Source organism: Pseudomonas sp. URMO17WK12:I7 (assembly GCF_003269045.1).
GTDB lineage: Bacteria > Pseudomonadota > Gammaproteobacteria > Pseudomonadales > Pseudomonadaceae > Aquipseudomonas > Aquipseudomonas putida_J.
Map to the genome: position 1 here is coordinate 1 of NZ_QLTL01000011.1, position 21,969 is coordinate 21,969.

At 65.4% G+C, this 21,969-nt stretch carries 19 protein-coding genes; all 19 read right to left on the minus strand.

What is annotated here, in order from left to right; translation table 11 throughout:
• Positions 1 to 322: 322 nt before the first annotated feature.
• On the minus strand, positions 323 to 1,174 hold the full coding sequence (locus H040_RS16010) for a CsgG/HfaB family protein (RefSeq protein ID WP_027916700.1): 852 nt from the start codon (positions 1,172 to 1,174) through the stop codon (positions 323 to 325).
• A gap of 34 nt (positions 1,175 to 1,208) precedes the next feature.
• A complete protein-coding gene (locus tag H040_RS16015) occupies positions 1,209 to 1,622 on the minus strand; it encodes a curli assembly protein CsgF (protein WP_027916701.1) in 414 nt (137 codons plus the stop codon).
• Entirely contained in the window at positions 1,619 to 2,020 is a 402-nt protein-coding gene (gene csgE, locus H040_RS16020; RefSeq protein ID WP_027916702.1) for a curli production assembly/transport protein CsgE, read from the minus strand. Before csgE ends, H040_RS16015 begins: the two co-directional genes overlap by 4 nt.
• Positions 2,017 to 2,544, minus strand: a complete 528-nt coding sequence (locus H040_RS16025; RefSeq protein ID WP_027916703.1) for a type II secretion system protein — start codon at positions 2,542 to 2,544, stop codon at positions 2,017 to 2,019. The genes csgE and H040_RS16025 overlap by 4 nt, the downstream gene beginning before the upstream one ends.
• Entirely contained in the window at positions 2,519 to 2,893 is a 375-nt protein-coding gene (locus H040_RS16030) for a type II secretion system protein (protein ID WP_027916704.1), read from the minus strand. The genes H040_RS16025 and H040_RS16030 overlap by 26 nt, the downstream gene beginning before the upstream one ends.
• Before the next feature lie 5 nt (positions 2,894 to 2,898).
• A complete protein-coding gene (locus tag H040_RS16035; protein WP_027916705.1) occupies positions 2,899 to 3,372 on the minus strand; it encodes a type II secretion system protein in 474 nt (157 codons plus the stop codon).
• A complete protein-coding gene (locus H040_RS16040) occupies positions 3,369 to 5,249 on the minus strand; it encodes a secretin N-terminal domain-containing protein (RefSeq protein WP_027916706.1) in 1,881 nt (626 codons plus the stop codon). The genes H040_RS16035 and H040_RS16040 overlap by 4 nt, the downstream gene beginning before the upstream one ends.
• On the minus strand, positions 5,246 to 5,770 hold the full coding sequence (locus H040_RS16045) for a hypothetical protein (protein WP_027916707.1): 525 nt from the start codon (positions 5,768 to 5,770) through the stop codon (positions 5,246 to 5,248). Before H040_RS16045 ends, H040_RS16040 begins: the two co-directional genes overlap by 4 nt.
• Complete coding sequence (pilO, locus tag H040_RS16050; RefSeq protein ID WP_027916708.1) at positions 5,770 to 6,333, minus strand: type 4a pilus biogenesis protein PilO; 564 nt, start codon at positions 6,331 to 6,333, stop codon at positions 5,770 to 5,772. The genes H040_RS16045 and pilO overlap by 1 nt, the downstream gene beginning before the upstream one ends.
• Positions 6,320 to 6,862 carry a PilN domain-containing protein gene (locus H040_RS16055; protein WP_027916709.1) on the minus strand — a complete coding sequence of 181 codons (543 nt, stop codon included), beginning with the start codon at positions 6,860 to 6,862 and terminating at the stop codon, positions 6,320 to 6,322. Before H040_RS16055 ends, pilO begins: the two co-directional genes overlap by 14 nt.
• Position 6,863: 1 nt before the next feature.
• A complete protein-coding gene (locus tag H040_RS16060; protein WP_027916710.1) occupies positions 6,864 to 7,658 on the minus strand; it encodes a hypothetical protein in 795 nt (264 codons plus the stop codon).
• A complete protein-coding gene (locus H040_RS16065; protein ID WP_027916711.1) occupies positions 7,642 to 9,324 on the minus strand; it encodes a GspE/PulE family protein in 1,683 nt (560 codons plus the stop codon). The genes H040_RS16060 and H040_RS16065 overlap by 17 nt, the downstream gene beginning before the upstream one ends.
• Before the next feature lie 60 nt (positions 9,325 to 9,384).
• Positions 9,385 to 9,918: a response regulator gene (locus tag H040_RS16070; RefSeq protein ID WP_027916712.1), complete on the minus strand. Its 534-nt coding sequence runs from the start codon at positions 9,916 to 9,918 to the stop codon at positions 9,385 to 9,387.
• 237 nt (positions 9,919 to 10,155) lie between these two features.
• Complete coding sequence (locus H040_RS16075) at positions 10,156 to 10,797, minus strand: SurA N-terminal domain-containing protein (protein WP_027916713.1); 642 nt, start codon at positions 10,795 to 10,797, stop codon at positions 10,156 to 10,158.
• A 12-nt stretch (positions 10,798 to 10,809) separates the two neighbouring features.
• Positions 10,810 to 12,297: a cytochrome c/ABC transporter substrate-binding protein gene (locus H040_RS16080; RefSeq protein WP_033695873.1), complete on the minus strand. Its 1,488-nt coding sequence runs from the start codon at positions 12,295 to 12,297 to the stop codon at positions 10,810 to 10,812.
• 194 nt (positions 12,298 to 12,491) lie between these two features.
• Positions 12,492 to 13,127, minus strand: a complete 636-nt coding sequence (locus tag H040_RS16085) for an SCO family protein (protein ID WP_371260221.1) — start codon at positions 13,125 to 13,127, stop codon at positions 12,492 to 12,494.
• Positions 13,128 to 13,150: 23 nt separating this feature from the next.
• Entirely contained in the window at positions 13,151 to 13,807 is a 657-nt protein-coding gene (locus H040_RS16090; protein ID WP_027916716.1) for an SCO family protein, read from the minus strand.
• Entirely contained in the window at positions 13,804 to 15,792 is a 1,989-nt protein-coding gene (locus H040_RS16095) for a cytochrome D1 domain-containing protein (RefSeq protein ID WP_033695875.1), read from the minus strand. The genes H040_RS16090 and H040_RS16095 overlap by 4 nt, the downstream gene beginning before the upstream one ends.
• An 18-nt stretch (positions 15,793 to 15,810) precedes the next feature.
• A complete protein-coding gene (mnxG, locus tag H040_RS16100; RefSeq protein ID WP_027916718.1) occupies positions 15,811 to 21,660 on the minus strand; it encodes a manganese-oxidizing multicopper oxidase MnxG in 5,850 nt (1,949 codons plus the stop codon).
• Positions 21,661 to 21,969: the final 309 nt, after the last annotated feature.

Below are 21,969 nucleotides of genomic sequence, written 5' to 3' on the forward strand. Positions count from 1 at the left end.
GCGGATCAACCTGACCTTGCGCAAGGCCGGGTGATTCAAGGGTTCGACGATGGATTTGCAGGGTCCGTGAGATCGAGCGCCGCCCGCGCGGCGCATCGCGGATAAATCCGCTCCTACATCTGTTTCGGGCCAATCCATTCTGTGAGGTCACCGCTGTCCGCCTTGTTGGTACGGCTCCAGCCATGCGCCAAGGCAGGCAACCATGGCGCAACAGGTTTGGTACGTTGCAACAAATGTAGGAGCGGATTTATCCGCGATGCGCCGCGCGGGCGGCGCTCGATCTCACTGGCACCCAAAACCTCAAGCCAACCCCCAAAGCCCATCACTGCGGCTGATTCTGGCTGAGGAATTTGTCCACCTCTGCCTTGCCCTCCCCCGGATCCCCCGCCACCTGCCACAGGTGCCGTTCGATCCCCTGGGCCAGCAAATGCCCCACCGCCGCCTCGATCGCCGACAGCACACACAGCTGCGCCGGTTCGTTGGTGGTGTAGCCCACCTCGGCTTCCAGCAACTTCTTGAACTCGATGAACTTGAACACCCCGGCATTGCGGCCAATCGAGTAGATGGTCTTGCTGGTCATCACGTTGGCCAGCACCTGCCCGGTGCGCACGTCCACCGCACGCAGGTTGACCGTGACCTGGTCGACACGGTACTCGCGGGATATGTCGACGCCGAGATAACGGGCTCCCTCGCCGCCGCTGCGCACGTTGGTGTCGTAGGCGATGATGCCGCCTTCAAGCATCAGGTTGGCAGCCTGCAGCGGTGGCAGTTCGCTCATGATGTTTTCGGGCACATCGGGCTTTTTCTGCGAAGCACGGATGATCTTGCGTTCGGTCAGCAGGTTCTGCAGGCCCTCGCGCTCCAGCACCACGAACCAGCCGCTGGCATTCAGGGCATCCATCAGCATGCTCGCTGCCCCCTGGGTGACACTGGTGGAGAACGAGCTGGCCGGGGTCGGCTTGTACTGCCCGGTCTGGTCGCGAAAGCCATACACCACGGCCATCAAGCGGCCTTTGGGGCGCGGCATGTTGATCAGGTCATAGTAGGTCGAAGCGCGTGGCGTCAAGGTCGGGGTTTCCGTGTCCTGTTCGGCCGGCATTGGCTCGCGCAGGCCGCAGCCTTGCAGGCCTGCAAGGGTGGCGACGATCAGTAGAGTGCTCAGCAGACGTTTCATGGTGCTCTCTCCCCAGCTAAACGGCCAGTCCCTCTCAGGGGTTCAGGCCACTGACCTCAATGAGCGAAGTTTCTCCGGTAGCGCGGTCGGTGACCTTGATGCTCAGGGCACCGGAGTCATCGATGACATCGATCAGGAACGCATCGGTGGCCATGCTGCCGGTCTTGCCGTTGCTGATGTTGTCCATCAGCTGCGACAACATCCGTGACTCCAGCTGGTTGCTGAAGCGCTCCAGGGCCGAGGTCCCGCCAATGGCGGAGGCGCGGTCCTTGAGGTCCGGGTCGTCGTAGTCGTTCTGCGCCTGGGCGTTGTTCAACAGCCAAGTGCCGTTCAACGGGTTGCCACCGAACGCCGGGTTGACCGGGGTGTACACCAGCTCGGTGGCCTGGACGGTGCAGGCACCGAGCAGCAGGCCAGCCGCCAGGCAACGGGGTATGCACGTGTTCATAGCTCATCCCTCTCCAGATCAGTGGTGTCCTGCAGCAGACGTTGCAGCTTGCGCTGAATGACCTCCTGCTTGACCAGGTCGGCGGCCATCACCGCCTCTTCTTTTAATTGAGTGACGTTCGGGGGCAGAAAGCGGCGGTACAGCACGTCGCGGTCGAACTCCACGGTCACCAGGCTGCCCCAGCGGGCATCGGGGCGCTCGCGCACCACCAGGTTGAAGTCCAGGCGGCTGGTGGCACGCAGGCGGTCGGCAAAGTAGTAGTAAAAGTCGTGGCCGATGTGCGAGATGGTGTTGTCGACGATGAAGCCCTTCATCTCGTCCTCGGCGTCGGCCATGGCCGCGCCCGGCAACCCGGCTGCCAGCAGCAGGCACAGGTACAGCGCGTGCAGGCGTTTCATGGCGTGTCTCCCGGGCCTGCATGGGTACGGGCGCCACCGGCGCTTTCGTTGAAGGCCTGCTCGGCGACGAACTGCCAGTCGCTGTAGTGCTCCAGGCCTTCGAAACCGGAGAACTGCGTCTGGAAGCCGCTGCGTTTGAACGGAGTGGCATCGGAGCGGCTGTGCACCCCGGTGATACGGCCATCGATGGCGCGCAGCAGGCCCCAGTCGTCGCTGTTGGTGATCGGGTCCGGGTACAAGCGGCGGATGTGCCGCTTGGCCTGCGGGAAGCGGTTGTCCTCGAGCAGGTCGGCAAGCTCTTTGGGGTACTGGGCCAGGCCTGGCGAGGCGCGATAGTAGCTGCGCAGGGCCTGGGCATACTGGCCACCGACCCACAGCAGCTCGCGCTCATGCTCGCGCTGGGCGACGCTGGACCACACCGTGCCGGTCGCTGCCAGGGCTACGCTGCTGATTGCGATCAGCAGAAGCACGCCCAGGTAGGTGAAGCCGGCGCTGGCCTTACCATTCCGCGAACAGGCTGCCATCACGCGCCCTCCCTGTGGCACCGCTCTTGATATCGGCGACGCCGCCGGCCACGCCTTCGGGCGGTGGCACCAACTGCCAGGCGTCGCTGCGCTCGGTGATCGGGTCAACCGGGGTATTGCGCAGATAGCGCTGCTCCACCAGTTGTTCCAGTGATTCCGGGTAGTGGCCAGTGTCGCCGTAGTAATGGTCCAGGGCTTCTCGCAGCACCGACAGGCTCTGGCGCAAGGTGGCCTCGCGGGAGCTGTCCAGGCTGTTGAAGTAGCGCGGCATGGCGATAGTCATCAGCGTGGCGATGATCGCCATCACCACCAGCAGTTCGATCAGGGTGAAGCCTCGGCTGCGTTTCATGGCCGTCACCATTGCCCGTAGGGGATGTTGTTAAGGCCCTTGCCGCGGGCCTTGGAATACACGTCGAAGACGTCTTCGCCTTCACGCGGGTTATCGGGGCTGCTGGCGTACGCACGCAGGCCCCAACCGCCTTCGTCCTCGCTTTTGGCCGCCACCAGCGGGTCGTGCGGGATGCGCCGCAGGAAGTAGAACTTGGCGCCCTTGGCGCTGCGCACATCGCGCACGCCATCGACCAGCACCTGCAGGTTCGGCGGGTAGCCGCTGGCATCCAGGCGCTTTTCGATGAACCCGGCGTCAAAGGCACGCTTGTAGGCATCGATCGCGTCGCGGATCTGGTACAGCGCCTCGCGCAGCTGCTGCTCCTTGCCACGGCGCACCACCGTTTCGGTCAGTGGCGCGGCCATGGTCGCGAGCATCCCGAGCAGGGCCAGGGTCAGCACCACTTCGATCAGGCTGAAACCCTGCTGGCGGCGTTTCATGGCCGTGGGCTCACGGTGATCGGGGCTGGGGCAGTGGCTACCTGGCTTTGCACCACCGGCGCGCTGTCCTGGCTGTCGCTCGGTATGTCGCCTGGCACATCACGCACTGGCAGCGGCGCCGCCTGGCGCACCTGCATGCTCGACTCGGTTCCGGTGCCGAACTCCATATCCGAAGGGCTCTGGTACGGCAGGTTGCGAACGATGCGCGGGGTGATCGCCAGCACCAGCTCGGACTTGCTCATGTCGTCCTTGTTGCTGCCGAACAAGCGCCCCAGGCCAGGGATGTCGCCAAGGCCAGGGATCTTGTTGCCGCTGGCGTTGTGGTCGTTGCGCACCAGGCCGGCCAGCACCTGGGTTTCGCCATCGTGCAAGCGCAGGCTGGTCTGCGCGTTGCGGGTATCGACCTGAACCGGGATGGTGCCCTGGCGGGTGGCCTCCAGCGGCGTGGCGTTACTCACTTCCAGGGCAATCTTGATCGCAACTTCGTTGTTCAGGTGCACGGTGGGCTGTACTTCAAGCTTCAGACCGACATCCAGGTAGGTGACGCTTTCGGTGATCACCGGGCCTTGGGTGGACGGCACCGAGGTGGCACTGATGATCGGCACCCGCTGGCCGATGTGGATGCGCGCCTGCTCACGGTTGCTGACGCGGATCACCGGGCTGGCCAGAGTGTTGATGTCCTTGTCCTGGGCATTGATCTTGGCCTGCGGGGCCGGCGAAATGCTGATGCGGCTGGAGTTGATGCCGCGCAGTTGGTCGAGCACGCTGACCGGGTTGCCATCGTTGGTCAGCACGCCGAAGGTGTTCGGCCATTGCAGGCCGAGGTCGAGGATGCGCGAGGTGGCGACTTCCATCACCTCCACTTCCAGCACCACTTCCGGGTTGGACTGGTCCTGCGACTGCAGCAGTTTTTCGGCCATGCGCACGGCATCGGGGGTATCGCGCATGGTCAGGGTGTTGAGGCGTTCGTCGACGAACACGTCACGGGTCTTGAGCATGGTCTTGACCATGTTCAGCGCGGTGTTGGCGTCGATGCTGGTCAGGTAGAAAGTGCGCATGACCAGTTCCTGGTAGTCCTTGGTCTTCTGCGGCGAATCGGGGTAGACCAGCAAGGTGTTGTCGTTGACGATCTTCTGGCGCAGCTGGTTCTGCTCCAACAGCAGCGCGATGGCATCTTCGATACGCACGTCACGCACGAAGATCGTGGCTTTCATGTCTGGGCGCAGGTCCTTGTCGAAGATGAAGTTGATGCCGGCGACCTGCGACAGCACTTCGAAGATGGTCTTCAGGCCCGCGTCGCGGAACTCCAGGGTCACCGGGCGCTCCAGCTTGCTGCGCAGTTGCGGAAACGGCTGCGCGGTGCGGGCCTGCACGTTCTCGATGTCGGTGCGCAGCGCAATGCCTTTCTGGTTCTGTGGGTCCAGGCGCAGCACTTCGCGCATGTAGCGCTCGGCGCCGAACAGGTCACCTTGGCGCAATGCGGCCTGGCCAAGCGCCACGCGCTCGTCGAGGGTGCGGATGAGCTCCAGCTGACGGATACCTTCCTGGGCGCGGCGGTTGTTCGGCTCGATGGTCAGCACCCGGCTGTAGCCCATGCGGGCACTGGTGAAGTCGTGGCGGATACGGTCGGCATCGGCCTGGCTGATCAGCGCTTCCACCGCAGCCTGGCGACCGTGGGCCAGGGCGATGTTCAGCTCGGTGTCGCGCGGGTTTTCGCTCAGGGCTTCTTCCAGGCGGGCGATCCCGGCCTCGTACTGGCCTTCCTTCATCAGCTCGGCGCTGTCCTTGCGCACCCCGCTGGAGCCGCAGCCGGCGATGGCCACGCACAGCGCCAGCAGCATGAACGGAGCAGGCTTGCACATCTTCGACGACTTCATGGTGCGCTCCCTACAGACAAGGTCTGTGACTGATGCAAAGGCAGATAAACCAGGTCCAGCTCATTGGCCGAAACGTTGTCGAGGCGGTAGGTGCTGTCGATCACGTCCCCCTTGCGCACGACGTACAGCTTTTCTCCGCTCTGCAGGAAGATCTGCAGGTCGTCGCGGTCGCCCATGCGGCCGACGAACTGGAACGGCAGCGCCGGAGCGGTGGGGGCCGCAGCTACCACGGGCGCGGCGGCTACGGGTTGTTCGGTGACGGTGGCCAAGGCTTGTGGCTTGGTCCATTGCTGAGCTGGGAACAGATCCCTGGAAGCCTGTTCCGGCGCCTTCGCGGCGGTTCGGCGCGCCGATGAACCCGCTCCCACAGGGGCGGCGTCGCCTGCGGAACCTGTGGGAGCGGGTTTACCCGCGAAGGGAGCGACGCTATCTTCCTGGTTAAACCAGTGCCCTGGCGCCCAAGCCAACGCTGCCGATACCCCCAAAAAGCCCAGCCACATCACTGCGCGTTGAGTGTTCATCACGACCTCGACAGGTAGAGGGTCAGGCGTACCCGGCCGTTGAGTTCGGTGTCGCCGATGGTTTTACGCTGCAGCTCCAGGTCTTCAAGTACCAGGGTCGGCAGCTGGCCGATCAGGCCGCGCAGAAAGCCGCGGATCTGCGGGTAGCTGCCGCGCACTGGCAGGATGATCTGGTAGCGCGACAGCTGGGTCTTGGGATCGACCCCCAAGGCGTACTCACCGCGCGCCAGGCTGATGTGCTCGGCGCTGGCCAGGTGGTACAGGCGTTCGATCAGCTCGCTGGCTTCTGGCTGCCCGGGCAGCTGCTGGCGCAGGCTGTCCAGCGCCTGCTGCTCAGGCTTGACGGCGACCTTCAGCTCGCCGCGCTTGACCCGTTCGACTTGCACCCTGGCATCGGCTTCGCTGGCGCGCAATTCGCGCACCGCCTGCCACTGCGGGACTACGCCAACCAGCGCGATACCAACGGCGAGCACGGCGACTGCGGCGGCGCCCAGGCCGACCGGGCCGATGCGGCGCAGGTGCTCCTGAAGGACCAAGCTGTTTACAGCATCAGGGACGCGCATGGCCGGTCTCCCAGGTGGCGGTAAGGTTGAAACGCACCGGGTGCTCGGCTTGCCCGGCCACCACTTCGTGGTTGAGCAGCGAGACATCGCTGAGCGCGTCGCTTTGCTCCAGGCGCTGGTGGTACTGCAGCATCGCTTCCAGGTTGCGAGCCTCGGCGGTGATACGGACCTGGCCCTTGCGCGCATCCGGGGTCAAGGTCAGCAGTGCAACGTCTTCCTGCGGCTGCGCTTCGAGCATGGCGAACAGCTGCTGCCAGGGCCGTTGCAGCTGCTGCGAGACGCTGCGCATCTGCGCCAGGCGTTCGGCCTGCTCGCGGCTGGCGGCGCTGTTCTGTGGGGCAGCCGGTGCCGGGCGACGGCCCAGTTGCAGTTCCAGGCTGTGCACGCGGGCGTCCAGGTCTACCTGCTCGACCTGCAGCTGCTGCTGCACCAGCACCAGCAAGGCGACGGTGGCTGCACTCAGGGCCAGCAGCGACCAGGCCAACGGGCCACTGCGACGGGGCTGGAATTCCAGGTCGAGGCGGCGCATGTCAGGCCACCGCCCGCCACATGGCGCATAGTGGGTCGCTGTCGGCGGCCGGTTGGCACAGCTGCACCGCCGTCAGTTGCGGCACATCGCCCCGCCCCGGGGCATGCAGGTAGACTCGTGGCAGGTGCTCGCCGTATAGCTCGCAGGTGCGTTCGATCAACGCCTGCAGAGCCTGGTCGCTGTCGGCGCAGCCTTGGGCCAGCACCTGTTGCCAGGCGCCACCGGCCGCCAGCAGCAACACGCTGCGGCGCGGTTCGGCGAGCACGAACAGGAAGTCGCCCTGCTCCAGTTGCGCCGAGCAGCGGTTGTAGGCGGCCATCAGGTACGGCTGCACCGAGCGCAGGCTCAGGCGGCTTTCCCGGCCCAAGGTCTGCAGGCCTTGCAGCAGTGCCTCGGGCAGCGCGGTGGCGATACGCGCGGCCCCGGCAGGCTCGGGCGAGAGGACGATGCGCCAGTCGTCCAGCGACTGACCGTAGAGGTTCTCGAAGCAGGCCCGGGCGTAGGCATCCAGCTCGCGTGGGTGGCCGATGGCATCGCTCCACGGCACCAGGCAGAAGCGGCTGTAGCGGGCCGACAGCAGCACCCGCAACTGTGCTCCCTTGACAGCGTGCTCGGCCAGCAGCGCACTCAGGGTTTGCAAGGCGGCTTCCCAGGCCGGTTGCTGCGCGGCATCGCAGGTAAACGCGCGGCTGCCCAGCCACTGATGTTGATTGGCGTGCCAGCAACCCAGGCCGACACCTTCAGCACCCAGTACGGCGCTGTACTTGTAAGCGCCACGATCAGATGAATGTGACACGGTTGATCTCCTCGAGTGTGGTGCGGCCATCGCGGACCAGGTCCAGGGCCGAGGCACGCAGCAGGCGCAGGCCGCGCTGGCAGGCCAGCTGCTTGATCTGCGCCAGGGGGCGGCGTTCGACGATCATCTGCCGCAGGTCGTCGTCTAGGTGCAGCAGTTCGGCAATCGCGCTGCGCCCGCGGTAGCCGCTGCCACGGCACTGGCCGCAACCCTGGGCGCGGACGAACTTCCAACCGGTTACTGCTGCGCGGGTCAGGCCCGAAGCGGTGAGGATTTCGTCATCGGCCTCGCAGGGCGCGCAGCAGTGCGGGCAGGCCAGGCGGATCAGGCGCTGGGCCAGCACGGCGTTGAGGGCAGAGACGAAGCTGTAGGGGTCGACCTGCATCTGGCTGAAGCGGCCGATCACATCGAAGACGTTGTTGGCGTGGATGGTGGTGAACACCAGGTGGCCGGTGAGCGCCGACTGCACGGCGATCTGTGCGGTGTCCGGATCGCGGATCTCACCGACCAGGATCTTGTCCGGGTCGTGGCGCAGGATAGAGCGCAGGCCGCGGGCGAAGGTCAGGCCTTTCTTCTCGTTGACCGGAATCTGTAGCACGCCGGGCAGCTGGTATTCGACCGGGTCTTCGATGGTGATGATCTTGTCCACGCCGTGGTTGATCTCGCTGATCATGGCGTACAAGGTGGTGGTCTTGCCGCTGCCGGTAGGCCCAGTGACCAGGATCATGCCATAGGGCTCGCACGCCAGCCGGCGCAGGGCACGCAGGGTTTCGTCGGCAAACCCCAGGGCCTGCAACTGCACACCGCTGACGCGGTCGGACAGGTCCTGCTTGTCGAGCACCCGCAGCACCGCGTCCTCGCCGAAGATGCTTGGCATGATCGACACACGGAAGTCGATCTGCCGCTCGCCGATGGCGACCTTGAAGCGGCCGTCCTGGGGCACGCGTTTTTCGCCGATGTCCAGTTCGGCCATGACCTTGATGCGTGAGATCACCTGGTCGGCGAAGGCACTGCCGCTGGCCTTGCCGGCGCCATTTAGCACACCGTCGATACGGTACTTGATGGTCAGGCCCTGGCCGGTCATGCCCAGGTGGATGTCGCTGGCATGCTGTTTGAGGGCGTCGTACAGGGTCGAGTTGACCAGCTTGACCACCTTGCTCTGATCTTCACTGATGCTGGTCAGCGACAAGCGTTGCAGCGGGTCGTTATCACCACTGGCTTCGCCGTCATGGTCAAGGGCGTCGACGGCGTGGAAGCTTTCTTCGTGGCGGGCCAGGAAGGTGGCCAGGTCGGCGGGGTGGGCCAGGTAAAGAGGCGCGCCCTGAAGGTTGTCATCGATCCAGGCCAGGCGGGCGTGGTCGAAGGGGTCGGCGAACACGCCGATCAGCTCGCCGCCCTGCTCGATCAGCACGAACTCGCGCTTCAGGCACTGGGCCAGGCTGACCTTGTCGAAGCGTGGGGTGCTGGCCAGCAGGGCCTGGGTTTGCAGCACCGGGTAATGCAGGGTAAGGCCCAGGCGCTGGATGAAGCAGTCGGGAGTTTCGTTGGCCAGCCGCTCCAGGCAGTTGAGCAGGCGTTCGTCGCCAGCTTGCAGGCGGGCCTGGGCCAAAAGGTCGCGAGGATAGGCGCTGTGCTTGCCGGCAAGTGTATCGAGTGCGTCTGACATGGCCTGCGACTCCGCTCAGGGGCGCGTCGCAGGCTGGCTTGGCCAGGGTAGCGGGCGCCGCTATTCCCCGGTGAGCAGTTGGTCGTCGTCAGGTCCTGGGGGCTTGGCGCCACTACGGCGGCGATCGGCCAACACCCAGCTGCCATCGTACAACTGCAAGGGGAACGATTCGTTCCTGTTCTGGCGTCGTTCGATAAACCCTTCGGCTGGATCGTCAGTTGCCCTGCGCCGGCGCTCGATGCCCATCAGGTCGAAGATCGCGCGGGCCAGTTCCGCCATCGGGAACGGCTTGAACAGGACATGACTCACACCAAGATCGGCGGCCCGCTCACGGACTTCGACAGTCGGGTGGGCGGTGATCAGCACGAAATGGCACTGCCTGTTCTTGCGCACGGTCTCCAGAACCTGAAACCCCTCCATGTCGGGCAAGCGGTAATCCAGCACAATCACTTTCGGTGCCAGGCTTTGAGCCTGCTCGATACCACTGGCACCGTCGTGGGCGACGTGAGCTTCCAGGCCTTGTGCCTGCAGGTACGCTTGCAGGTTCTGCGCAAGGGTCTGTTCGTCATCGACTACCAATACTCTGTTCACCAAGGTCGACTCCCAAATACTGCCCGGTTACCCGGTTTGCGAAGTGCGGCCTCGATAAGGCTTGAGCAGGCTTCGTGCCAGGCGTGAATAGACATTTCGCACCACTGTAAGTCATTGATCTTGCTCGGTTGTGCCAAACCCTGCAACACAGGCACAGGCGCTGTTCCCCACAACCGGGGAAGGTGATGGCACTTTGCCAAACCGTTATTCCCCAGTTTTGGGGAAATCCATTCGTGGGCCTCAGTCAGCGACCTCCACTGTAGCGGATTCGCGCAAACGTTGGCGTACGGATTGGCGCGCCTGCGCCTGCAACTGGCCGATGAGCGCAGCCTTGGCCAGCTCCAGGCCCGGTTCGGGTATGACCGAGGTATTAGCACTTTGGTTCTGCGCACCTTGCAGTGTCTGCCGATTGGCCTGGTAGAACGCCTCGATTTCGCCTCGGCTGGGCTCGTCTACCGCGCTGAGCTGGGCGTACACCTGCTGCGCGGCCAATTCGTGGCGCAGGTAATCAGCGTACTCCGCCCGGTTGAAACCTGCATCTGCCAGGCGCCTTTCGAACAGGGCCGGGCTACCGATGGCGGCCTCGATCTGGCCTACCTGCGCAGATACCTGTTCATCACTAATGTGAATACCCTGGCGCTGCGCCTCTTGCCAGAGCAATTCCTTGTCGATCAGTTCGTCCAGCGCCTGCCCGCGCAGGCGCTTGTACAGCGTCGGGTTGCGGATGCTGGCCACCGCCCTGCCTTGGGCCTGCAGGTACTCGCTGAAATAGCGCTCCAGGCGCATCAGGTCGATGTTCACGCCGTTGACCCGTGCAACGGGCACGTCGGCCCAGCTCGCGTTGGCGATCACCAGCAACAGGCACAGCAACAGGATACGCATGCTTACCTCCGCTCAAGGGCTGTCCACTACGGGTCGGTACGGGGCAACGGCGGTAAACCGGGGCCCGGGCAGCGCCACTGCGACGACATGGGCCCCGGCCATGCCCTGGCGCTTGCCGGGGCCGAAGCCCAGCGCCGGGGTCAGGCCTGTTTCGACATCGTGCAGGCTCTCCAGGGCGGCTACCAGCTGTTCGCGGCTGGCATCGCGGCCAATCTGCTTCAGGGCTTCGGTCAGCAGCTTCAAGGCGCACAAGGTGTTGACCTGCAGCGATGCCTGGCGTGGGTCGAGGCCTTGGCGCTGTTGCAGGCCGGCCAGTGCCGCCATGCCCTGCTCGGTCCAGTCGTCCGGCACGAAGGGATAGGCCAGGAAAACCCGTTGCGACCACTGCGTCGGCAAGCTGGCCACCGCTGCCGCTACCTGGCTTGAGGCAGCGAACAGGTACGGTTCACGCCCCTCGGCCTGTAGCGCCTGGGCCAGCGCCGCAAAGGCCTGGGCGCGGCCGATGAAGACGATGCCCCGCCCTGCGACGGCCTGACCGTCAAAGGCCTGGATCGCTGGGGCTGCCCAGCCTTGCTGGAGCAAACGTTCGCGCACCTGCTCGGCCAATGCCGCTTGTTCGTTGCCGGCGTACACCACGCGCAAGCCATCGGGCGCCAGGCCCAGGGCGCCCTTGGCATGGGCAGCCAGGCTCAGCAATTGGCTGGCAATACCGGGCAAGGGGTCGAAAATCTGTGAGCTGCCACCGCTGCGCGGTGTGCTGCCGATCAACGGCACGCGCCGTTGTTCGAGCAGCGTTGGCAGCTGCTGATCGAGCATGGGCGCCAGCGGCGCGATCAAGGTGAACACCTGGTCCTGGTCCAGCATGCGCTGCAAGGCATGCTCGGCACTGGCCTGGTCGCTGCCGGTATCGGCCACCACCAGTTCCAGGCGCCGACCATGAATACCGCCCTGCTGGTTGATCTGCTCCACACCATCTTCCAGCACCGCGCGCACGACATGCCCGGCGCCAGCCAGCGGACCACTGGCTGGCAGCAGGGTCCCCAGGCGCAGCACACCCTCCTCCACGCCAGGGTCGCGCTCTTCACCCAGGCGCTTGAGATACGCCGTGAGATTGCGCTGGTCGGCCAAGGTCAGCTCGAAGCGTGGCATGGCCACGTCCAGGCCATTACCGGCCGGGTCGACGCCGTGCTGGATGGCGCGGGCCAACGTGCCGTCGCTGTAGGCCGGGTAGCGGCGACCGTTGCTTTGCCGCTCACCCTGCCCCAGCGCCAGGCGCTGCCAGTCGAGGCTGGGTGGGCGAACCCCACCTTCGGTGCGCCCGCGCCCGTCAGTGCCGTGGCAACTGGCACAGGGCAGCACGCTGGCGGGCACGCTCATGCCGCTGGCGCCGACGCGGGCCATCAGCTGTGCGTCGCTGGCCGATACCCCGTTTCGATACAGGCGCTTGCCAGCTTGCTCGTTGGCGGTGAGTTCCAAGGCCCATGCCGAATTGCTGAACATCTCCAGCAGATAAACCACCAGGAGAACGCAAAACCCTGTCGGAGCGGCCTTGCGTCGCGAAAGGGGCGCGTAGCGGCCCCAGGATTTCAACTTCGCCGCAAAGATCGCCGGGGCTGCTGCGCAACCCTTTCGCGACGCAAGGCCGCTCCTACAGGCATCGCGCAACGGCTCCAACAGGGGCCGGGCCATGGCTGCTAGCGCCCGGCCAATGGCTGAGCCAGCAGCTGCATGCGCTGGGCGATGGCGGCGGGCGGTGCATCCGGGCGGATCTTGCTCCAGCGCTTGCCGGCCACGTCACCGGCAATCAGTTGGGTCGAGTGCTGCTCGGGGCTGGGCAGGAACTGGCCAATGCGCCCCAGCACCAGGTCGACATTGGCCTTGTCACCGGTCAGGAACAGCCAGTTGGCGCTGTCCACGCCTTGCTTCTCGGCAAACGCCTTGAGCGCTGCCGGGGTGTCGTTGAGCGGGTCGCTGCTGATCGACACGAAGGTCACCTGGCTGGCCAGTTCCGGCCCCATGGCATCGCGCACGTCTCGCAGCTTGCGGGTGATCAGCGGGCAGGCGTCGGTGCAGTGGGTGAAGATCACGTTGAGCATCACCACCTTGTCCTTGAGCACATCGCTGTAGAAGCGCAGTGCGCGGCCGTTCTGGTCCTTGAGCACGGTGTCGGTGAACCAGGTCTGCGCATCGCGGGTACCGCCACCGCTGGTCATGGCCGGCGGCGCCGGTTGCGGGCTGGGCCCTTGCGGCGCATGGCCGTCGTGGGCGAAAGCGACCGAGCTGAGGATCCACAGCACGGCCACCAGGGCCAGCCAGTCGGTGCTGCGCATCGTGGTGTGGCGGGCTGCGCTGCTCATGGCTGCACCTCATGGTTTTCGGCGATTGCGGTGCTCTTGGCGTGCACGCGGCGGGCGCTAAGGCGGTTGATTTCCTCGACCAGCACGGCCGGGTCGGTGAAGCCGTAGTAGCGGGTCCAGTGGCCAGTGCGGCCGTCGCCCACCAGGATCAGCGGTGGGTGCTGGCTAAGGTCGGCACTGAAGCTGCCCAGGCCCTTGAGGGTTTCGGTAATGGCGTACTGCGAGCCGGTCAGCCAGCTCCAGCCCGGGCCGTGCTGGAAGGACTTGGCGTAGGCCTGCAGGCGTTTGGCATCGTCACGCTGCGGGTCGACGCTGATCGACACCAGCTGGATCTCCTCCCCCACACGCCCACCCAGCTGTTGCTGGACCTTGCCCATGATCGACGACACCACCGGGCACACCGTGGTGCAACTGGTGTAGATGAACCCCATGACCACCAGCCGCTCGCCCACCAGGTCTTTCTCCAGGCGCACCGGCATGCCGTTCTGGTTGAGCAAGGGGACATCGGCAAAACGCACGCTGGTCTTCTCCTGGTGGGCCGCCGGCGGCTGCCCGGCGTGGCCGTCGTGGTCATGACCGGCATGGGCCAGCGCCAGGTTGCTGGCCAGGGCCAGGCTCAGGGCAAGCAACTGAAAAGAATGCTTGGCGTTCATCGCACATTCCTCACTTGGGTCTGGGAAGCGGCAGCTTCGGCGGCTGGCAGCACGCGCAGGCTGGTGTAGTTTTCTTCGGTGAACTTGCGCCCGAGCGACGGCGACTGCACATGCAGGTACCAGGCGCCCGCTTCGGGCAAGGTCAGCGCCGCCTGGTACACGCCCTCGCCCACCTCTTCGAGCGGCAGGTTGCGCGGCAGCGACGAGGGCGCCAGGAAATAGCGCAGGGTCAGGTCGGCGAGGCCGACCTGCGGCCGGCCGTCGTCGCCAACGATGCGTACCTTGGCGGTGAACACCGTCTGCTGGGGCATTGGCTGATCGAGGCCGATGAACTCGGCATGCGCCCCCCGGCGCTTGCTGGCATCTGGCGCCGCGGCCACATCGGTGCTGAAGCAGTGGATGATCTGCGGCTGGTTGAGCAGGAAGGCCACATCGAACGTGCCCGCCGCCGGCATTTTTACCGTCGAGCCATACACACCCGGTGCCAGCTCGCGCAGGCTGCGGTCGATGACCAGGGTCGCCCGGGCCTGGTGGCCACGGTTGTTGTAGCCGGACATCGGAGCATTCATGCCTTCGGCGTAGAAGTAGGTGGTATTGTCCACCGGGTTGACCACGAACACCGAGTTGTCGTCACGCGACACCGAGAAACCCTGGGCCAATGGCAGGTCACCGGCCTGGCGCGGGGCCGCAGGGCCGGCTTCGAAGCCCTGCACGATCGGCTGGCGCCCTTCGCCCAGGCTGCTCAGGTTGATCATGCTGACCTTGGGTGAGGCCAGGCCACGTATATAGGCGTAGCCTTTGGTGAAGGTCAGCTGGTAGGGCTCGGCCGCCACCGGAACGCGGTGGATCAGCTTGTCGGTACTGGCGTCGATCACCAGGGCCTGGTTTTCCAAGGTGTTGAGCACGATGCCGTAGCGGCCATCGCTACTGAAGCGCATCGGCCCCAGGCCCCGCTCGGCCTTGACGATGTGGCGCAGCTGGTGGCTGCGGGCATCGATCACCCGCACCGTGCCTTCTTCGCCGTCGGCCACGTAAACCGCCTGGGACAGTGCCGAGTAGGCCACCGACAGCGGGTGCGGGCCGACCTCCAAGGTTTTCAGCAGGCGCATCTCGGAGATGTCGATGATGCTCAAGGTGCCGCCGTCGCGGTTGCTGACAAAGGCGTAGCGCGAGTCGGCGCTGAAGGCGATTTCGTGGTGCCCGGAGCCAGTGGCGAACGACTTCAGGGTGCTGCGTGAGGGGACGTCGATCACCGTCACCCCGCCTTTGGACGGGTCGCTGCTGTTGTTGCCAACCCACAGCCGATGCTGGTCCGGCTGCAAAGCCACGCGAACCGGCGATTGGCCAGCGTCCAGGTTGGCCACACGGGTGAAGGTCTCGGTATCGATCACCGCCACCTGGCCACGCTCCGGGATCGACACGAATACCTGCTTGTCATCCCCGGTTGCCGCCCAGTCCATGGGCCGGCCCGGCAGGTCGATGCGCGCCAGGGTACTGGTGATGCCGCCCACCGAAACGGTCGGGTCGATCACGGTCAGGCTGGCGTCCTTGTTCAGCACCAGCAGGAAGTAACTGTTCAGGTCCAGCAACGGGCGTGCACCGATGCTGCTCTTGAGGAACAGTGCAACGCGGGCCTTGCAGCTCTGATCGCGGTTGCCGCCTTCGAGCGGTGCCGACTGCGCCGGATCGATCCAGGCCCCGGGCGCCAGGCCCGACAACGGCTGGCCGCTGGCCTGGTCGGTGACCTTGAAGCGCACGTTGGCGAAAGCGCCTTCGCGCAGCTCTGCGCCGGCCAGTGGCCGAGCTTCGAACGCCACGGTCACGCCGTCGCGGCTGAGCCGGTGCAGGGCTTGCGGGTCGGCAGGTTCCTGCAGCAGTTCACGCGCATCGCACCAGAGGTTCTCGTACACCACACCCAGGCCGATTAGCGCTGCGCCCACCACCACGCCCAGTACCGCGGGCCGAGTCTTCTTGTAGTTGTACATGCTCGCGCTCCCCTTCCCTTACTGGCCCGCGGCGGATGCCGGCGGCAGGTCATTGGTCACCCGCAGGATGCCCCACAGTCCCGAGAGGTTGCCGTAGGCGGCATAGTCGCGGAACAGGTAGTCCCCCGACACTGCGTTGGCGCCACCGGCACTGGGCAGCATGAAGCTGAAGTGCGCGGCTGGCAGCACGCTCTCCTGGGCACCGATGTACATGGCCATCGGGTTGAGGCCGAAGCGTACCGAGCCGATACCTGGCAGGTTCATCGGGTAGCCGTTGAGGTCGTTCTTCTCGGCCTGGTAGCTGTGCAGCGGCCAGACATGCCCGTCCAACTGGTAGACCATGCCGCGGCTGCCACCACTGGGCATGACGATGTGGTTGCGCACGGGCTGGCCCGGTTTGGCGTACAGCACCGGGGTCAGCGGGTCGCCGCCGACCAGGGCATTGGCGTAGGCCATGTGGGCGTTGGGCACATCGCCGAAGCCCAGGCCGTTGGCACGGCCGAATGGCGAGTCCGGGGCCATGCCGAAGCGCAGCCACAGCGGTTCGGTGCGGTAGTTGACGGCCATGTTGCCATTGTCCTGCGGGTCGCCCGCCGCGCCGTTGCCTTCCGTGTTGATGCCTTCCACCGGGCGGCCATCGGCCCAGCGCATGTTCAGCGCGCGCTGCCAGACCGTGACGAAGTCGCGGTAGTCCGCCTGACCGGTAACCTTCACCGTGGCCTGGGCACGGCTGGCGCTGTCCTCGGTCCAGGTAGCGGTCTGCGGCAGGACGCTCATGGCACCGACCAGGCCCTTCTGCGGTTGCTTGATGAAGTCCGACGGGGTCAGGTTCAGGCCACCGAACTCGATCGCCGTGGAGTTGATGTTGTCCACCGTGCGGCCCAGTTGCAGCACCGGCTTGCCTTCACGCTCCAGGTGGCCGGCGTAGTACTGGTACACCTTGCTCGGGTAGGCGCCACTGTTGCCGGCCCGGGGCGGCACGGTCTGCAACGGGTTGAGGCCGACGTTGGCACCATCGGACTTGGTGATGTCGTAGGCCAGCAGTTGGGCGTGCAGGCCGACGTGGCTGGACGGGCGCATCAGGTTGTTGGCAAAGGCGGTGGCGCCTTCGCTGTCGAAGCGGTCACGCTTGACCACGTTGTGCATCACCGCGGTGCTGGGCAGGTCCGGCATCACCTCGGGCAGGCGGTTCTCCAGGGTGATGCTGATGCAGTCACCCGCGTTGGCACGCAGGATCAGCGGCTCTACAGGTACACCCGCCTTCAGCTTGCCGGTGGTGGCGTCGAGGTCGGCCTTGCGCACGTACAGGATCGCGGTCGGGTCATGCAGCGGCGCACTGTGGCCACCGATGCTGAACGGCTCGCCGTCCTCCGGGTCGACCCCGCTCACCAGCGGGATACTGGTCTTGCGGTTGTTGAATACCAGGGTACCGCCATTGGCCCTGAGCGGGCCGCCGACATGCTGGCCAATCCCGGCGGGGTCATTGATGGCGACGCCGTTGCGGTTTTCCAGGATGTCGTTGGCCAGCGCGGCGACGATCTCATAGCTGCGCTTGACCGTGGCACGGGTGCCGATGCCGTTGGGGTTGGCCGTGGTTTTCGGGCAGATGCCGTCGAAGTTCACGGTGTTGCGCATGGCTACCGGCTGCGGGTTGTTGGGCAGCGGGAACAGGTCGGCACGCTGCGCGGTGTAGTTGCGCATAATCCCCCAGATGCCGTTCCAGTAGCCTTCCAGCGCTGCGTCCAGCGAGTACAGGTAGTCACCATTGGTGGCGGCAGAACTGGAGATCATCGACACCGGTGCCATGAAGCCCAGTTGCTCGGAGATGCCGATCATCTGCGACGACTTCCAGCCCGAGTTGGAGCTGTTGCCGAAGCCCGAGCCGTTCTGCAGCCATTTCACGCCATGCAGGGTGACGTTGTGCTCCTCTTCATGGCCACCGGCGTGCATGCGCAGGCGCACGTTGTCGCCGCTGTAGGTACGCAGCATGGGCGTGAACGGGTCGCCCGGTTCGCTGCCAGCCTTATTGATGTGCGGCGGGAAGCGCGTGGTACCACCGGTGGGGCCGACCGCCGAGGTGATCGCCGATGGCGCCATGTTCATCGCCGGGATAGCGCGGTCGGTGCGGGTCTGCAGGGCGTAGCTGAGGTCGCCACCGAGGCCGTCGGCCTGCATGCCGCGCTTGCCGTCCGGGCCGACCTTGTTCGGGTCGAACACGCGCAGGGCCAGCGGTTCGTTACGGTAGTTGACGACGAACATGCCGGGGTCATCGACCGAGATGGCCTGCGGGCAAGGCCGGCTCGGGCAACCTGGGTTGATGCCGCCACGCTCCTCGACGATGGCTTCGAGCAGGTTCGACGCCTTGCCGCGCACCGGCGGGTTGATGGCGTAGCGGAAGCTGTCGGCGGTGGCCGGGAACGACTGGGCATTGGGGATGCCATCCGGGCCGGCACCGACATACACGCCCGCTTCATAAGCATGCTGGAAGTCGCTGTACTCGAGGAAGAACTCACGGTAGCTGTCGTTCTTGCCATCGCCATCGTGGTCGCCCGTCTGGATCACTGCCTGCCACGAGGTCGGGCCGCCGTCCTGGCGAGTGGCCGGGTCGTACAGCTTCTCGCCGGTTTCGGCGTGGTACCAGGTGGAACCGGCCGGTTCAGCCAGCACGGTGGCGTAGAGCCCGAGCTGCTGGTGGGTCGATGGGCCGAGGTGGTCGTGGGTGAAGATGGTGCCCAGGCCGCGGTCGACGTTGAACACGTTGACCAGCGGGTCGGCGAACCAGCGCTGCATGGCCGTGCGGGCACCGAGCCAGTCTGCCCGGCCGAAGCGGCCGAAGTACGGGTGCTGCTTGGCTTTCGGGCAGGCGGCGGTGCCGTCGCGAGTGTCACCCTCGCTGCAGTTGTTGAAGGCACGGATGGCATGCACGCGCTCGACCACACTGCCGGGCGAGAGGATGCCGTCTTCGTAGTTCCAGCCGTTGGCCGAGCCATCGGCGGCGGTCAGGTCCCACTTGGGCAGGTGGATGTGCTGGCCGATCACGTCGGTCGGGGTGCGCACCTGGTAGTCGTCCATTTCATAGAACGACGGGATCAGGTTGGTGTGCTGGTACATGGTGCAGTCGAAGGTGTTCATGCGCATCACCAGCGGCTCTGGCGGGCGCTGCTTGGTGATCACCGGCCAGGCGTCCTCCCACAAGGCGATGATGCGCGCCTGCGGGAAGTGGTAGCCGACCTTGTTGTACACCGCGTCGAACTGGATGTTGGCACCCTTGTAGATGCGCGGGCGGTCGGCGGTGAAGCTGGACGCGCCGCGGAAGTTGATGCCGGTCAGGCTTTCGCCGCTGAAGAATTCGCCAACGCCCGAAGACTGGGTCAGGCGTTTGCCACGGTCATCCATGCACGGCTCGTAGAACGGTGCGCCTGCAGTCGGCAGCGCGCCGTTGGTGCGGAAGGCCTTGGGCACCGGCTGGCTGCCGGGGATCAGCGCGTAGCTGGGGTGCTCGGCCATGGCGTGGAACTGCATGGCGGCCTGCTCGACGTCGGTGCCCTCTTCCGGCAGGTAGATCGGCTTGGCCCGGTGCACCACCTTGGAGAAATCCAGCTTGGTGGTGGTGGTCACGGCCTCACCGCCAGCGGATAGACCGTCCAGCGCGTGGCGCCCAAGGCCACCGTCCCAGCCATCGACCTGGTTGGGGTCGAGGTTGGCCCACAGGGCCTTGCCGCTGTCCTTGAGCTGCCGGGCCAGAGCCGGGTCGAGCATGTCCAGTGGCGGGGTTGGCGGGCGGTTGCCGACGCTGCTTTCCATGCCACCGATCCAGAACGGGTAGCCTGGGTTCTTCAGGGTGCCGTCAGGATTGCGGTTGGCTTCGCTGCGGTCGACCAGGGCCAGTGAACCAATTGCCTTGGCTGCGCCAGGTGGGGGGGCGTGGTCGTCATCACCGTCCATTTCAGGTGGGTTGTCGTCGTTGGTGGCGACCTGCTCGGCAGCGAGCTTGGGCACAACCACGACCTTGCCAGGCATCGGCGCCATGGCCTTGCCAGGCAATGGCACGATAGCCGGGATCGGTGTGCCGGCAACGATCTCGCCGTCGGGCAGTGCCCGTGCCCCGACAGCGGGTTTACCGCTGCGCAGTGCGAACGGGGTGCTGTGGAAGCCGTTCGCGCCTTGCCCGCTGACGTCCAGCCGGGTGCCCTCCTCGAACACGTCATGCACCCGCCACATGGCCCACATGCCCTGGGCGAAGTGCGGGTAGAAGTGGCAGTGGTAGATGGCGTCGCCGGCCACGCGGTTGCGGTTGCCCGAGCCGCCATTGGCAATTTCGTAGGTGTAGCCGACACCCGCACCGATGCCCTGGGCATCGATGTAGTCGGAGTTGTCGTCATTGGGGTTGAACAACCACTGGTGCCCGTGCAGGTGGAAGATGTGCTGCTCGTGGCCGTTGTGGGTGTTGCGGAACTTGGTGAAATCACCGATGTAGCTGTGATGCACGTTGGCAGGTTCCGCCGGGTACAGGGCCATGCTGGCCTTGACGCCGGTGGCGCTGGCCGGCGGCACTTCGCCGGGGCGGATATGTTCGAGGCCGACGTTGGCCGGCACATCGACCAAGGTGCCGACATCGCCCACGGTGTGCGCACTGAGGAAGAACTCTTCGTAGGCGCACGACAGGCAGTCATGCATCGGCCCCACGCCCAGGCGGTTGGCGACCACCTCGGCGCCCATGCCGCCGGAGCCGTAGTTGATCATGAACGAGTCGCGTGCCGGTTCCAGCACATGCCCCATGACCGGGTCGGCCCAGTAGCCGGGGAAGGCCTGGGTGCCGGCCACTTCGTCGGCGAACTGCGAGGCGAAGTCGCGGAACGCCTCGAGCCGGTTGGGCAGTGCCGGGTTGCGCTTGCCGATGTTTTCCAGCGGATAGGTGGACTTGGGGAAGCTACCATCAGGGTTGGGGCCCATGACGATGGCATCGGTTTCGCTGTTGAGGATCTCGTTGCCGTCGATCATTGCAATGATCGGCTTGCCGGCCTTGCCCTCGGTCACCCACGGCTCGCGCTGCGGGTAGCGGGCCTCGTAGTCGATCACTGGCTGGCCGGTGGCGGTACGCCCGGTGGTGGCCAGGCGCATTTCCTCTTCAGTCAGGGTGTTGCGGTAGGTGCGCCCACCTTTGGGCACCACCACCACCTGGCCGAACAGGCCGTTGGCGACGTTACCGGCAGTCCCCTCGCCGCCGAAGGTGGCGGCCTTGCTGGTGGCAGCAAACGCCCCTTCGCGTTCGGCATACAGGGTGTAGCTGCGAGTGCTGCCCGGGCTTACCAGGAAGTTGCCGTTGCGGCCGGTGTTGGCGGAGATGTCGGCAATGCTGTTGACCGCCTGCAGGCCGTTGACCTGGAAGCCGACCATGCGCTCGGCCACCTGCTCATCGGCGACAAAGCCTTCACCGGCTTCGTTCTCGACCTCGGTCTGCGGCCCCCCTTCGCCCTCAGGCACTTCGGCTTCAATGCCATGCTTGTTGGGGTTGGCCCTGTAGTCGAGCAGGTTGGTGAGGTTGACCGTGAGGCAGTCCCCGGCGGCTACGCGCAGCACGATCGGCCGTGGGCGCTTGTCGGGGCGCAGGGTGACCTTGCCCGGCACGGCGGCCCCGCCCTTGCTCAGCGGTACCTGGCGCTCATCCACCACATCCTCGCGCAGGGCGTAGATCATGCCGTTGGCGTTCTGCGCACCAAGGCGGTTGAACATCAGTGGCTGGTCCAGGGCCACCACATTGGCCACCAGGGTGCGCTGGCACTGCACGGCAGCCTCGCTGGTCGCTTCCCAGCCAAACAAGGCCAAGACAAGTGATGTCAGGACGGGGCCTTTGTTCGGGATCGACATGCTGCACCTCCGGGACACAGGGACACTGTGGAGGGTTTCAGCAAGGTGTGTGCCATTTGCGAATGGCTTTTTATTTCAGTGACTTAGGTGCGTAGCGCAACAGATTGGGGAGGATTCCCCATGGCAATTCCCCGAATCGGGGGATGATAGGCATTGTCGTTTCCACGTCGAAGAATGCTACAAAGCGTTGAGAAGCGTCCAACTGCTCCGAGAATTGATTCCTCGATAGTGTTCGGGGTCTGCGTGATTGCGCCTGATCGCCATGCATCCGACCACTACGAGCAATCAGCCGATGAGTGACGCCCCTGT